The 13,656-nt window shown below is 63.7% G+C and carries 10 protein-coding genes; 4 read left to right on the plus strand and 6 right to left on the minus strand.

The features are described from left to right. Nucleotides 1-18: 18 nt before the first annotated feature. Nucleotides 19-1,617: an ABC transporter substrate-binding protein gene (locus AC1DPX_RS01065; RefSeq protein WP_202356417.1), complete on the minus strand. Its 1,599-nt coding sequence runs from the start codon at nucleotides 1,615-1,617 to the stop codon at nucleotides 19-21. Nucleotides 1,618-2,084: 467 nt separating this feature from the next. Here AC1DPX_RS01065 and AC1DPX_RS01070 point away from each other — a divergent pair, with 467 nt between their 5' ends. Beyond that, nucleotides 2,085-4,163: a long-chain-fatty-acid--CoA ligase gene (locus AC1DPX_RS01070; RefSeq protein WP_477233984.1), complete on the plus strand. Its 2,079-nt coding sequence runs from the start codon at nucleotides 2,085-2,087 to the stop codon at nucleotides 4,161-4,163. Nucleotides 4,164-4,237: 74 nt separating this feature from the next. Then, complete coding sequence (locus tag AC1DPX_RS01075; protein WP_477235714.1) at nucleotides 4,238-4,912, plus strand: class I SAM-dependent methyltransferase; 675 nt, start codon at nucleotides 4,238-4,240, stop codon at nucleotides 4,910-4,912. Here the strand turns inward: AC1DPX_RS01075 and AC1DPX_RS01080 are convergent. Both AC1DPX_RS01080 and pgi read right to left on the minus strand, forming a co-directional pair. After that, entirely contained in the window at nucleotides 4,896-5,618 is a 723-nt protein-coding gene (locus AC1DPX_RS01080; RefSeq protein ID WP_477233986.1) for an HAD family hydrolase, read from the minus strand. The genes AC1DPX_RS01075 and AC1DPX_RS01080 overlap by 17 nt on opposite strands. 5 nt (nucleotides 5,619-5,623) lie before the next feature. Further along, nucleotides 5,624-7,267 (minus strand): glucose-6-phosphate isomerase, encoded by a 1,644-nt coding sequence (gene pgi / locus AC1DPX_RS01085; RefSeq protein WP_477233988.1) that lies wholly within the window; start codon nucleotides 7,265-7,267, stop codon nucleotides 5,624-5,626. Nucleotides 7,268-7,570: 303 nt separating this feature from the next. Between pgi and pdxR the strand changes: the two genes are divergently transcribed. Together pdxR and AC1DPX_RS01095 are read left to right on the plus strand one after the other, a co-directional pair. Further along, complete coding sequence (gene pdxR, locus AC1DPX_RS01090) at nucleotides 7,571-9,064, plus strand: MocR-like pyridoxine biosynthesis transcription factor PdxR (protein WP_010913204.1); 1,494 nt, start codon at nucleotides 7,571-7,573, stop codon at nucleotides 9,062-9,064. Between the two features lie 191 nt (nucleotides 9,065-9,255). Then, the gene (locus AC1DPX_RS01095) at nucleotides 9,256-10,845 is read left to right on the plus strand and encodes a trimethylamine methyltransferase family protein (protein WP_202356421.1); all 1,590 of its coding nucleotides are present in this window, start codon (nucleotides 9,256-9,258) and stop codon (nucleotides 10,843-10,845) included. An 18-nt stretch (nucleotides 10,846-10,863) separates the two neighbouring features. Here the strand turns inward: AC1DPX_RS01095 and AC1DPX_RS01100 are convergent, their stop codons facing one another. The 3 genes from AC1DPX_RS01100 to AC1DPX_RS01110 all read right to left on the minus strand — a co-directional run bounded on the left by AC1DPX_RS01100 (nucleotide 10,864) and on the right by AC1DPX_RS01110 (nucleotide 13,534). After that, nucleotides 10,864-11,262 (minus strand): hypothetical protein, encoded by a 399-nt coding sequence (locus tag AC1DPX_RS01100; protein WP_477233990.1) that lies wholly within the window; start codon nucleotides 11,260-11,262, stop codon nucleotides 10,864-10,866. A gap of 65 nt (nucleotides 11,263-11,327) precedes the next feature. Continuing rightward, on the minus strand, nucleotides 11,328-12,719 hold the full coding sequence (gene chrA / locus AC1DPX_RS01105; protein ID WP_477233992.1) for a chromate efflux transporter: 1,392 nt from the start codon (nucleotides 12,717-12,719) through the stop codon (nucleotides 11,328-11,330). Continuing rightward, entirely contained in the window at nucleotides 12,716-13,534 is an 819-nt protein-coding gene (locus AC1DPX_RS01110) for a chromate resistance protein ChrB domain-containing protein (protein ID WP_477233994.1), read from the minus strand. Before AC1DPX_RS01110 ends, chrA begins: the two co-directional genes overlap by 4 nt. Nucleotides 13,535-13,656: the final 122 nt, after the last annotated feature.

Consider the following 13,656-nt stretch of genomic DNA (forward strand, 5'->3'; position numbering starts at 1 on the left):
CCGCCCCGCTCTATAGTCTTATTCGGCCTTGTCAACGCCGTCGAAGCGGTGAATGCCGAGCGGATCCATCTTGAAACCGCTGACATTGTTGCGCACGACCGCATAGACTTGGCTATGGACCAGCAGGAAGGCGGGCGCCTCCTTGGCGAAGATCACCTGCGCCTGCTCATAGAGCTTGGTGCGTTCGGCCTGATCGCTGGTCTTCTTGGCTTTCTGGATCAGATCCTCGAAGTCCTTGTCGCACCAGCTGGAGTAGTTCGACACGCCGATGGCCGAGCAGGCGAACAGGGTGGCGAAGAAGTTGTCCGGATCGCCATTGTCGCCGGTCCAGCCGATCTGGAACGCACCGGGACGGTCCTTCTTCTTGCCTTCCGAGCGGTACTTGGTCCACTCGTAGTTGACGATCTCCGCCTTGACGCCGACCTTGGCCCAGTCGGCCTGGATCAGTTCGGCGGCGCGCTGGAAGTTCGGATTGTAGGGACGAACGCGATCGGAAGCCCAGAGCTGGATTTCCTTCAGCCCGGCAGCCTCGAGCACCTTCTTGGCCGCATCCGGATTGTAGGCGTCGGTCTTCACATCCTTGTTCCACGACCACATGGTCGGCGGGATCAGGTTTTCGGCAGGCGTGGCGCCGGCATCCTGGAAGAGCGACTTGATCAGCGATTCCCGGTCGATCGCCTGGTTGAGCGCGTGGCGCACTTCAGGCTTGTCGAGCGGCGGGATGGTGGTGTTGTAGCTCATATAGCCGATGTTCAGGCCGGCCTGATCCATCAGGGTCACGTCCTTGTTGGCCTTGATGGAAGCGATGTCGGCCGGGTTCGGATAGGGCGCGATGTCGCATTCGCCTGCAAGCACTTTCTGGGTGCGGGCGGTGGCGTCGGGCGTAATGGCGAAGACGAGATCGTCGATCTTTTCCTTGCCCTTGAAGTAGTCGGGGTTGGCCGCATAGCGGATGACCGAATCCAGCTGGTAGTCGACGAACTGGAATGGGCCGGTGCCGATCGGCTTGGTCGAGAAGTCGGCCATCTTGCCGTCCTTCGCCAGTTGGTCGGCATATTCCTTCGACACGATCGAAGCAAAGTCCATGCCGAGGTTGGCCAGCATCGGCGCGTTCGGCTCGGTCAGCGTCAGCTTGACGGTCAGGTCGTCGACCTTCTCCCACTTGGCGACATATTTCGGCATGTCCATGCCGGTGTAATAGTCCCAGGTCAGGTTCGGCAAATACTTGTCGCCGTTCCAGGGGTTTTCCTTGTTGAACTGGCGGTCGAAGGAGAAGATGACGTCGTCGGCGTTGAGGTCACGCGTCGGCTTGAAATAGTCGGTGGTCTGGAACTTCACGCCCGGATGCAGGTGGAAGGTGTAGACCAGGCCGTCGTCGGAGATTTCCCACTTGTCCGCAAGGCCGGGCTCGACCTCGGTGCCGCCATGCTTGAACTCGACCAGGCGCGAATAGACGGTACGCGACGAGGCATCGAAGTCGTTGCCGCCGGTCGTGGTACCCGGATCAAAATTGGCAGGCGATGCTTCCGAGCAATAGACGAGCGTCTTTGCATTGGCCATGCCGCCCAGGACGCTTGCGGCCAGCAACGCGGCCGCAAAAGCGAGTTTCTTTTTCATTGAGCACTCCCTGATGTTCTTCCAAGCCCCTCTATCAGGCTCGCGAAGCGCGCATATAAGCACCGTTTTTCCGGCTTTGGAACACCCCGTTTGCTTACCCCGCGGGAAGCAGGAAAAAAATCCGCCATTTTGCTAAACGGCAGAAAAAATTAGCAGTTTTTTCCATTCACGAGATTATTAACGACCGCATTTTTTTATTGATCCGGCATCTGGCGACATGGACGCCGCGCCTGCCTTCACCCGGTCATCGATGCGGAAACATGCCGGTTTCAAGTGTCGCCGGCGGGAAAGATTTTCGACGGCAAATCTTTCGGCGCCTTGCCGCAGGGGCAAGACTTGCACCACCGCCGATAGAGGCAATACATAGATGGATATGCTGGCGGCACGGAGGACGTCTCTGTCAATTCGGAGGCGGGCGCGGCATGGGCGACCAGAACGGGCGAACAGGAATTGCTAGGGAGGAACGGGTGGCAAAAGCATCAAAGGCGCCGGTGAAAGCGTCGGCAAAGGCAGTCTCGAAACCAGCCGCCGCCGACGGGCAAGGCAAAGCTGGCGCCAAGACCGCGACCGCCGGGACACGCGCAAAGCCTGCCAAGACGGCACCGGCGGCAAAGGCGGCCACCGCCAAGGCGGTTGCGAAGCCGGCAACGAAAGCCGCCCCGGCAAAGACCTCCGTGACGAAGACCTCTGCGACGAAGACTCCGGCGAAGGCTGCTCCGGCAAAGACTTCTCCCGTAAAGACCTCTCCCGCAAAGACCTCTCCCGCAAAGACTGGGGCAACGAAGGCCGCATCGCCGGCAAAGGCAGCGCCGACATCGAAGCCGGCGACGGCTGCCACCAAGCGGCTGCCGAAGGCACTCACGGAACTTGCCGCCGGCCTGCCCGAGAAGCCGTGGCTCAAGAGCTATCCAAAAAATGTTGCGGCCGAGATCGGTGCGTTGCCCTACAGTTCGATCGGCGATTTCCTGGTCGCCGCCTGCAAGCAGTTCTCCGCCCAGCCGGCCTTCACCTGCATGGACAAATCCATCAGCTACGCCGATGTCGAGCAACTGTCGGCGGCCTTCGGTGCCTATCTGCAATCGAAGGGGCTGCAAAAGGGCGCGCGCGTCGCCGTGATGATGCCCAACGTCCTGCAATATCCGGTGGCGATGATGGGCATCCTGCGCGCCGGCTATGTCGTGGTGAACATCAATCCGCTCTACACGCCGCGCGAGCTAGAGCACCAGCTCAAGGATTCCGGCGCGCAAGCCATCGTCATCCTGGAAAATTTCGCCAGCACCTTGCAGGCGGTCATCGCCAGGACCGCGGTCAAGCATGTCGTGGTGGCGGCCATGGGCGACATGCTCGGCCTCAAGGGCACGATCGTCAACTTCGTCGTACGCCGCGTGAAGAAGATGGTGCCGGCATGGTCGCTGCCCGGGCATGTCAAGTTCAATGCGGCGATGAAGGCCGGCGCCGGCCTTGGCTTCAAGCCGGCCAAGGTTGCAGCCGACGATGTCGCCTTCCTGCAATATACAGGCGGCACCACGGGTGTGTCGAAGGGCGCCACGCTGCTGCACAGCAATGTGCTCTCCAATGTCGTGCAGAACGCGCAGTGGATGGAGGACGCCTATACGATCAAGCCGAAACCCGCGCACCCGAACTTCATCTGCGCGTTGCCGCTCTATCATATCTTCGCGCTGACGGTGAACGCGCTGATGGGCATGCAGCAAGGCGCCCGCAACGTGCTCATTCCCAACCCGCGCGATATTCCAGGCTTCGTCAAGGAACTGGCGAAGTATCCGGTCCACATCTTTCCCGGCCTCAACACGCTGTTCAACGCGCTGCTCAACAACGAGGACTTCCGCAAGCTCGACTTCAAGCCGCTGGTGCTGACGTTGGGCGGCGGCATGGCGGTGCAGAAGGGCGTCGCCGAACGCTGGAAGGCGTTGACCGGCTGCCCTGTCACCGAAGGCTACGGCCTCTCGGAAACATCCCCGGTGGCGACGGCCAACAAGTTCAGCTCCGGCGAGTTCACCGGCACGATCGGCCTGCCGCTGCCTTCGACGGAAATCGCCATCCGCGACGACGACGGCAACAATCTGCCGCTGGGCGAGGTCGGCGAAATCTGTATCCGGGGACCGCAGGTGATGGCGGGCTACTGGAACCGGCCCGACGAGACCGCCAAGGTGATGACCAAGGACGGCTACTTCAAGTCAGGCGACATGGGCTTCATGGATGAGCGCGGCTACACCAAGATCGTCGACCGCAAGAAGGATATGATCCTGGTCTCGGGCTTCAACGTCTATCCGAACGAGCTCGAGGAGGTCGTGGCGATGCATCCGGGCGTGCTCGAAGTGGCGGCGATCGGCGTGCCGGACGAGCATTCGGGCGAAGTGCCGAAGCTGTTCATCGTCAAGAAGGATCCTGCCCTGACCGTGGAAGCCATCACCGCTTTCTGCCGCGAGAACCTGACCGGCTACAAGCGGCCCAAATACATCGAGTTCAGGACCGAATTGCCGAAGACGCCGGTCGGCAAGATCCTGCGGCGGGCGCTGCGCGCCTAGTGAAGGATCATCCCTTCGGCGACGAGGCGCCGGGCAGCCCGCGCCTCGACCCGACGGGCTTCATCAAGGCGAACATGCGCCTTGTGCCGGTGCCCGCGCTTGCCGAAATCCGGCTTTACACAGCCCACCCAGGCAGCGGGCTGAGGCGCCTCGTCGACCCTGAAGACGATGCTGACGCGGACGACGACGCGCCCGAACCGCAGCCGCCCTACTGGGCCTATGCCTGGGCCGGCGGCGCCGTGCTGGCACGCCACATCCTCGATCATCCGGAGATGGTGGCGGGCCGCCGCGTGCTCGACCTTGGCGCTGGTTCAGGCATCGTCGGCATCGCCGCCGCGAAGGCCGGCGCAAGCGAGGTGACTGCTGCCGAGATCGACCGCAACGGTGTGGCCGCGATAGGCCTCAACGCAGCAGCCAACGGCGTCGCCATCACCATTGTCGACAAGGACATCACCACGGGTCCGCCGCCGCCGGTCGACCTCGTGCTTGCCGGCGACGTGTTCTACAGCCGCGAGGTTGCCCTGCGGGTTATCCCGTTCCTCGACCGCTGCCTCGCAGCCGACATCGAGGTGCTGGTCGGCGATCCCCGACGCCACGACCTGCCGCTGTCCCGGCTGCGGCTGCTTGCGGAATATCCGGTGCCGGATTTCGGCGACGCGAAGGACGTTGCGACCAAGCCGAGCGGCGTCTTTCGTTTCGAGGCTGAGACGGCACCCGCGCCGGCGGGAGCGATCAAACCGTCTCCTTGACCCGTGCCGACAGGAAATCCGGCAGGTCGGCGACGGAATCGAGGACGACGTCGGCAATACCGGCCAGCGATTCGCGCGTGCCGGTGCCGGAGAGCACGCCCACCGCCAGGCCGCAGCCGCCGGCGCGCGCCATTTCGAGATCGTGGCGGTTGTCGCCGACCATGGCGATCTCCGCCGGCTTCAGGCCGGTAAGGTCGCAAAAGGCCTGGATGGTGTCGGGCGCGGGTTTGGGGTTGGCCACCGCGTCATAGCCATAGGCGGCGTCGAACAGTTGGGCGACGCCCAGCGTGACCAAGGTCTTTTCCGCGCCGCTGGTGGAATCGTTGGTGGCGACGCCAAGCCGGTAGGATCGCTTCTGCAGTGTTGCCAGCGTGTCGACGATGCCCGGCAGCGCCACCGCCATCGCCGAGCCCTGCACCGAGGTGATCTCGTTGAAGCGGGCGACGGCCAGCATCTGGTCTTCGTCGGACAGGCGCGGGAACCACAGTTCGACGACATCCATGTTGGTGCCCGAGGCAAAGATCGAATCGGGCTTGAAGCGGCGGTTGGCGAAATCGAAGCCGGCGGCCGCCAGCAGCCTGTCGGCCTTCCAGCGATCGCCGTCGGCAGCGTCCATGGCCATGAAGTCGGCAACGCCGAGCCAGGTGGCGTTGAAGTCGACAAGTGTCCCGTCCTTGTCGAACAATATGCCTTTGATGTCTGCCAAATCAGTCACTCCGAACCACGCAATTGGTGGATGCGTTCCACAAGGCCCCTGGTCGAGGCGTCCCGGTTTGCGGCGCTTTCCTTGCCTTCCACGACAGGCAGCAGGCCGGTCGCCAGTTCCTTGCCGAGCTCGACGCCCCACTGGTCGAAGGAATTGATGTTGAACAGCGTGCCCTCGACGAAGACGCGGTGCTCGTAGAGCGCGATCAGCCGGCCGAAAGTGCGCGGGTCGAGCTTGCGATAGAGGATGGTCAGCGAAGGGCGGTTGCCCGAGAAGACACGGTGCGGCGCTATTTTGTCGACGTCGGCCGGCTTCATGCCCTTGGCCAGCATCTGCGCGCGCGCCTCGTCCAGCGTGCGGCCCTTCATCAGCGCTTCCGACTGCGCCAGGCAGTTTGAGAGCAGCAGGTCATGCTGGTGCCTGAGTTCAGGTTCATGGCCGACGGCAGCCGCAAGGAACTCGACCGGGATGAAGTCGGTGCCCTGATGCAGGAGCTGGAAGAAGGCGTGCTGGCCATTTGTGCCCGGCTCGCCCCAGACCAGCGGCCCGGTCGGCGTCGCCACCGGCGTGCCGTCAAGGGTGACGCCCTTGCCATTCGATTCCATATCGAGCTGCTGCAGATAGGCCGGCAGCCGGGACAGGCGCTGGTCATAGGGGATGACGGCGCGGGCCGGATAGCCGCAGATCACGCGATGCCACCAGCCGACCAGGCCGAGAAGCGCCGGCAGGTTCCCGGCGAGCGGCGCGGTGCGGAAATGCTCGTCCATCTCGTGCGCGCCGTCGAGGAAGGCGCGAAAATTCCTCGGACCGACGGCGATCATGACGGGCAGGCCGATCGCGCCCCAGACCGAATAGCGGCCGCCGACCCAGTCCCAGAAACCGAAGACGCGGTCCTGCTCGATGCCGAACTTGGCCACAAGGTCGAGCGCCGTCGAGACGGCGGCGAAATGCTTGCCGACCGCCTGCTTGCCGAGCGCCTTCTGCACCCAGTCGCGCGCCGTCTGCGCATTGGTCATCGTCTCGACCGTGGTGAAGGTCTTGGAGGCGATGATGAACAGCGTGGTTTCCGCCGACAGGCCCTTCAGCGTGTCATGGATATGGGCGCCGTCGATGTTGGAGACATAATGCGCGCGCGGCCCGTCATGATAGGGCGCCAGCGCCAGCGTCGCCATGGCCGGGCCGAGGTCGGAGCCGCCAATGCCGATGTTGACGATGTCGGTGATCTTCTTGCCGGTGGCGCCTGGCGCCTTGCCGGAGCGGATGGCATCGGCGAAGGCGCCCATCGCGTCGAGCACGGAAAGGACGTCGGCCTTGACGTCCTGGCCATCGACCGTGACGCCCTTGCCGCTGAGATTGCGCAGCGCCGTGTGCAGCACGGCGCGGTCCTCTGTGATGTTGATCTTCTTGCCGGCGAACATGGCGGCGCGCCGCCCTTCGAGATCAGCGGCGCCGGCGAGCTTTTCCAGCAAATCCATGGTGGTTGCGTCGACGGCGCATTTCGACCAGTCGAGCAAAAGGTCGCCGTCGGTGGCGGAGAATGTCTGGAAACGCCGTGGATCGGCGGCGAAGGCCTGGCGCATGCTGCCAGGTGCCGCGGCGCGATGATCGCGCAAGGCGGCAAGCTGTTTCTGGAAGGCTGACTTATCCACTGGCGGGAGGCTCCTGGCGTTTTTCGACGTACTTTATCAGACCGGATGTTTCCGGCGCGTGTCGTCGCGACAAACCTATTGAGCCGAATTCCGTGCGGTCAATACGCGGCGATGCCGCATCGCATCACGATGCGATGACACAATGTGTCACTCCGGGCGGCGACGGAGCCCGATTTCGGCTGAAGGATCACTGGCATAAATCCCAAAGATCAGAAAAATTGATTGGCGCAACCCCTTGTGCCACCCATACACTCGACTGGTCCAGCCAAATGAAAATTGCTGGCCATCCGAGGAAGATCTCCCATGCCACAGCGCAACGACACGGCCATATGGTCCGGCCTGTTCCGGATTTCGGCCGAATCCGGCCAAACCCTGCAGGCGCAGATCCGCCAGGCCATCGTGGCCGCCATTCTCGATCGGCAGATCGCCGCTTCGATGCCGCTTCCCTCCTGCCGCATCCTGGCCGAAAAGCTTGGCGTCGCACGCGGGACGGTGGTTCTGGCCTTCCAGCAGCTCGTCGACCAGGGTTTCCTGGTGGCGCGCGAGCGGCGCGGCCATTTCGTCAATCCCGACGTGCTGGCAACACCGGCAAAGCCGCACCAGAAGGCGCCCGACCAGGCCAATGAGATCGACTGGAAGGCACGCCGGCAGATCGCCGCCAGCGACATGCCGCCGCCGGCCAAGCACGAGAACTGGATCAAGTCGTCCTATCCCTTCGTCTACGGCCAGTTCGATCCTGCGCTGTTCCCAACCGCCGAGTGGCGCGAATGCAACCGCATGGCGCTCGCGGTGCTCGAAATCCGCAACTGGGCGTCCGACATGGTCGATCGCGACGATCCGCTGCTGATCGAGCAGATCCAGGCGCGGCTTTTGCCGCGGCGTGGCATCTTCGCCAATCCGGACGAAATCATCGTCACGCTTGGCGCCCAGAACGCGCTCTATATGCTGGCTTCGCTGCTGATGACCAAGGGCTCGAAGGTGGCAATGGAGGATCCGGGCTACCCCGACGCACGCTCGATCTTCCGGCTTGCCGGCGCCGACATCCAGCCGGTGCCGGTCGACCAGTCCGGCATCGTAACCTCTTCTATCCCCAATGATTCCGGCTTCGTCTTTGTCACGCCCAGCCATCATTGCCCGACCATGGTGCCGTTGTCGGCCGAGCGGCGGCAGGATCTTCTGGCGCGCGCCAACCGGCACAATCAGATCATCATCGAGGACGGCTATGACAGCCAGCTTCTCGACGAGGCGCCGCAGCAGGCGTTGAAGAGCCTCGATCGCTCCGGCCGCGTCGTCTATGTCGGCTCGATGTCGAAGACGCTGGCTCCCGGCTTGCGGCTTGGCTACATCGTCGCCTCCGCTGGACTAATCTCGGAGTTGAGGGCGCTGCGGCGCTTCATGCTGCGCCATCCGCCGGCCAACAATCAGCGCGCCGTGGCGCTCTTCCTGTCGCTCGGCCATCACGAGGCATTGGTGCGGCGTCTGTCGAGCGCCTTCGACGAGCGGCGCAAGCGTCTGGTCCATGCGATTTCCGCTTTCCTGCCGGAATGGCGCTCGACGGATTCGGCCGGCGGCACATCGCTCTGGCTCGAGGGGCCGCGCGGCACCGATTCCCGCGGTTTGGCCGAGGCCGCCGCCTCGCGCAGCGTCATCATCGAGCCGGGAGACCGCTTCTTCGACCGCACCGAAAAGCCTTCGCGTTTCATGCGTTTGGGCATTTCCTCGATCGCGCTGCAGCATATCGAGCCCGGCATCCGGGAACTCGCCACGGCCGCCGGCCGCAGACCGGCAGCAGCCTGATCCACCTACCCGATCCTTTGAACGGAGCCGCCCAATCGCGGCTCCGTTTCCTTTAGCGCTGGCATATGCAACCAGACCGGCTGGCTCATAGTCTGTGCCAATGCCGGCGGCATAGTCGTGGCACAAAGGGGAAGAAGCAGCCGATGGTGGACCAACCGCCGCCCTGTTTCCGAGAAAAGTGGAGTGCCTCCATGTCAGTGGTTCTTGAAAAGCAGGAAGCAGCAGTGGATCAGCGCTCGCGCCGCTCCGGTGGACGCGAAGCGCGCCGTGCCATGCGGGCAGCGCCGCTCGCCGACGACATCAGGCCGGTGCGCGCCGGCCTCGAGGGCGGCAGCTACGGACCGTTGCGCGGCAACGACCAGGAGCGAATCCACGAGGCGGTGCTGACGCTGCTGGAAACGGTCGGCTTCGCCAATGCCATACCCTCCTGCATCGAGGCGCTGACCAAGGCCGGCGCCACCTATGGCGATGACGGCCGCATCCGCTTCCCGCGCGCGCTGGTGCTCGACACCATCAAGAAGGCCGCACGCAATTTCACCTTGCACGGCCAGGACCCGAAACACGACATGGTGATCCAGGGCAAGCGCGTGCATTACGGCACGGCCGGTGCGGCCGTGCATCTGGTCGATGTCGAGAAGCGTGAATATCGCGAATCGCTGCTGCAGGACATCTATGACGCCGCCCGCATCGTCGAGGGGCTCGACAACATCCATTTCTTCCAGCGGCCGATGGTGCCGCGCGACATTCCCGATCCGCTCGAGATGGACTTCAACACGCTCTACGCCTGCGTGATGGGCACGTCGAAGCATGTCGGCACCTCGTTCACGGTGCGCGAGAACGTGCAGCCGGCGCTGGAAATGCTCTATGCCATTGCCGGCGGCGAGGAGAATTTCCGCGCCCGGCCATTCGTGTCGAACTCCAACTGCTTCGTCGTGCCGCCGATGAAATTCGCCGAGGACGCCTGCGGCGTGCTCGAGGCCTGCGTCGAGGGCGGCATCCCGATCCTGCTTTTGTCGGCCGGACAGGCCGGCGCGACCGCGCCGGCGGCGATTGCCGGCGCCGTGGTGCAGGCCGTGGCCGAAGTGCTGGCCGGCCTGGTCTATGTCAATGCCATCAAGCCGGGACATCCGGCGATCTTCGGCACCTGGCCGTTCGTGTCTGATCTGCGGACCGGCGCCATGTCGGGCGGATCGGCCGAACAGGCGGTGCTGACCGCGGCCTGCGCGCAGATGGCGCAGTTCTACGATCTGCCGGGCGGTTCGGCCGCCGGCATGACGGATTCGAAACTGCCCGACATCCAGTCCGGCTACGAAAAGGGCATCACCGACGTGATGGCCGGCCTGGCCGGGCTCAACCTTGTCTATGAATCGGCGGGGATGCACGCCTCGCTGCTCGGCTTCTGCCTGGAAAGCCTGATCATCGACAATGACATGCTTGGCCACTGCCTGCGCTGCGTGCGCGGCATCGAGGTGACCGACGAGGCGCTGTCGATCGACACCATCGCCGAAGTCTGCCTGAACGGGCCGGGCCACTATCTCGGCAACGAGCAGACGCTGCGGCTGATGCAAACCGAGTATTTCTACCCGGCCGTCGGCGACCGGTTTTCGCCGAAGGAATGGAACGAGAAAGGCCGGCCCGACATCCTGCAGCGCGCGATCATCGAGAAGAAACGCATCCTTGCCGAACGCTTCCCGCGCCATGTCGCAAAACTTCTCGACGACAAATTGCGCGCCCGCTTCGGCGACATGATCAAGCTGCCGCGCGCCAATATGGGCGGGTAGCGCCTCGCCTTACAAAAGTCAGTCCGCGCTAAGCCCGTAACGCTCGACGACCTCGGCGCTGATAAGCTTGGCGTGCAGAGCCATCAAGACGATCTGCGCGTCGAAACTGTCACCGGCTTCCACCGCGGTCTCGATCCGGCGTTCGACGTCCTGACGCTGCTGTGGGCCTTGCGCGCTTTCGAAGGTTTCCGGACCGGCAATGCAATAGCTGAACAGCCGCGCCACGTCCGGATAAGCCGCCGCGGGCGGCTCGTCGGGCCAGCGATCCTTCATCAGATTGACGATTGTGAGTTTCACCCCCTCCGGCACGAGGGCGGGATGCAGGTCGGCGCCGCGCAAGGCGGCATCAAGTTGCCTCAGATCGCCCGAGCGTCCGAACATGCCGAGGAAGCCGAGGGAAGAGCGTCGTTGCGCCATAATGTTCCAATCCGTTTCCAACCACTTAAGCGGTAGGCAAGCGGAATACAAAGGCAGGCGAAGATCTAGCCACCAACCGCCAGCAGCAAGACACCGGCAAGGGCCGATCCGGCAAGGGTCGGCAGCATGCCGATCTTGAGCTTCAGGATGGCGATCATCGCGGCCAGCGAAAGCAGCGCCGCACGCCAGTCGATCGAGGAAAGCACCGGCACATTCATGCCGAGGCTCACTGCGTGCACCTCGCGGAAAACGACGTGCAAGGCAAACCACAAAGCGAGATTCATGATGACGCCGACAACAGCGGCGGTGATCGCGCCGAGCGCGGCCGACAAGGCCCTGTTGCCGCGCAGGGCCTCGATATAGGGCGCGCCGAGGAATATCCAGAAGAAGCACGGCGTGAAGGTCACCCACAGGGTCAGCAGCGATCCGAGCGATCCGGCGAGCAACGGGTTGAGTGACCCGGCGTGACGGAAAGCGGCGATGAAGCCGACAAACTGCAACACCAGGATGAGCGGGCCGGGCGTGGTCTCGGCAAGCCCGAGACCATCGACCATTTCACCGGGAGCCAGCCAGCCGAAGGACTGGACGGCTGCCTGCGCGACATAGGCCAGCACCGCATAGGCACCGCCGAAGGTGACGACCGCCATCAGGCTGAAGAACCGGCCGATCTCGGTCCACACACTGGCGGAGCCGGTGAACCACCAGATCAGCAGAACCGGTCCGAGCCAGATCGGCAGCCAGATCGCGACGGTGCGCGGCGCATGCCATCTGGTCGGTTTGACATGGGTCAGTTCGCCGCGCTCGAACATCAGGTCGACCGCTCCCTTGACGTCGACAATCTCGTCCTTGCCATGCGCGGAGCCGGAAAACAGGCCCGGAGCAACGCGGTCCCCCAGCCATCCCGTCAGGCCGGCGAGCAGGATGATCAACGGAAACGGCACATTCAATGCATAGATGGCGATGAAGGCCGCGACCGCGATCAGCACCATTGCCTGGTTTTTCAGGGCGCGCCGCCCGATGCGGATCACCGCCTCGATGACGATCGCAAGCACCGCCGCCTTCACTCCGAGGAAAAGCGCCTCGACGAGCGGCATGTCGCCATAGACGACGTAGAGGCTGCTCAGGATCAGCATGACGAGCGCGCCGGGCAGGACGAACAGGATGCCGGCGACAAGGCCGCCGACGGTCCTGTGCAGCAGCCAGCCGATATAGATGGCGAGTTGCTGGGCCTCCGGGCCAGGCAAAAGCATGCAATAGTTCAACGCATGCAGGAAACGCTGTTCGCCGATCCAGCGCCGTTCCTCGACCAGTTCCCTGTGCATCAGGGCGATCTGCCCGGCCGGCCCGCCGAAGCTGAGCAGTCCGATCTTCGCCCAGACCTTCACGGCTTCGGCAAAGGTCGGCGCCGCCGGCGCCTCGACGTTCCCCGATTTGTGTGCAGGCGAAACGGCGCTCATGACGGTTTCCCCACGCTGGGCCAATTGTGTGTCTCCTCGGTGGCGTCGCGGCACCAGCGGAAGAATGCATCGTAGAGCAGCATGCCTGCTTCCAGCTGTTCCAGGTCGTCGCGAAACATCCGCGACAGGCCAAGCGAGGCCGCCAGGAAGCCGGCGGCCTGGGGCACCAGATCGAGATTTGCGGTGTCGGCCGCGCGCACGATCGCGGCAAGGCGATCGAGCGCTGTGGATTCCAGCCCGAACTCCTCCATCATCGCGTCGAAGGTGCAGCGCTCGCCGCGATGGCTCCAGAACACATTGTCGATGTCGAACGGCACGGCCTGAAAGCGATCGGCGACAGCGGGCACTTCGGCTGCCTCGACAAACAGGAAGACCGCATGAGGATCGACGAAACGCCGGATCAGCCACGGGCAGGCGATGCGGTCGACCTTCGGGCGCGCCCGCGTCACCCACACCGTGCGGCCCTTTTCATCGCGGGGCGGCAATTTTTCAGTGCGAACCAAGAGCCCACCTGCCTCGCGCCAGGCTTCGAAGCCGCCTTCCAGGGATTCGGCTGATATTCCCTCATGGCGCAGCCATGCGGCGACACCTTGCGAGAGTTTCAGGCCTTTCTGGCAGACGACCGCTACCGGCTTGCCGGCGAAATCGGGCGCCCAGGTCGAAACGGTTTTGAAATCGCGCCGGCATGAGGCCGGCAGCAGGCGAGGGTCGGCGTCGAAATCCTCATCGATGCGAACATCGATGATGACCGGGGCTGCCGGCAGGCCGACCAGACGGGACAGTTGCGATACGGTGATAGCGGTTGTTGACGGCATGGCGTCCACCTCCTGATAGAGAAGCCTGGACGCGAACGTTGGGCTGACGCCTCACGGGGTCGTCGCGATGCACCCCTTGTGATGATCGTGGATTTGTTGCGCGCGCTTGTCAAGGACGATAG

It is taken from the genome of Mesorhizobium sp. 01N446 (assembly GCF_056399285.1).

Excerpts from the sequence above, each read along its gene's own strand:
- AC1DPX_RS01065 (WP_202356417.1), bottom strand. The coding sequence starts at position 1,617 with ATGAAAAAGAAACTCGCTTTTGCGGCCGCGTTGCTGGCCGCAAGCGTC.
- AC1DPX_RS01075 (WP_477235714.1), top strand. The coding sequence starts at position 4,238 with ATGCGCCTTGTGCCGGTGCCCGCGCTTGCCGAAATCCGGCTTTACACA.
- pdxR (WP_010913204.1), top strand. The coding sequence starts at position 7,571 with ATGCCACAGCGCAACGACACGGCCATATGGTCCGGCCTGTTCCGGATT.
- AC1DPX_RS01095 (WP_202356421.1), top strand. The coding sequence starts at position 9,256 with ATGTCAGTGGTTCTTGAAAAGCAGGAAGCAGCAGTGGATCAGCGCTCG.
- AC1DPX_RS01100 (WP_477233990.1), bottom strand. The coding sequence starts at position 11,262 with ATGGCGCAACGACGCTCTTCCCTCGGCTTCCTCGGCATGTTCGGACGC.
- chrA (WP_477233992.1), bottom strand. The coding sequence starts at position 12,719 with ATGAGCGCCGTTTCGCCTGCACACAAATCGGGGAACGTCGAGGCGCCG.
- AC1DPX_RS01110 (WP_477233994.1), bottom strand. The coding sequence starts at position 13,534 with ATGCCGTCAACAACCGCTATCACCGTATCGCAACTGTCCCGTCTGGTC.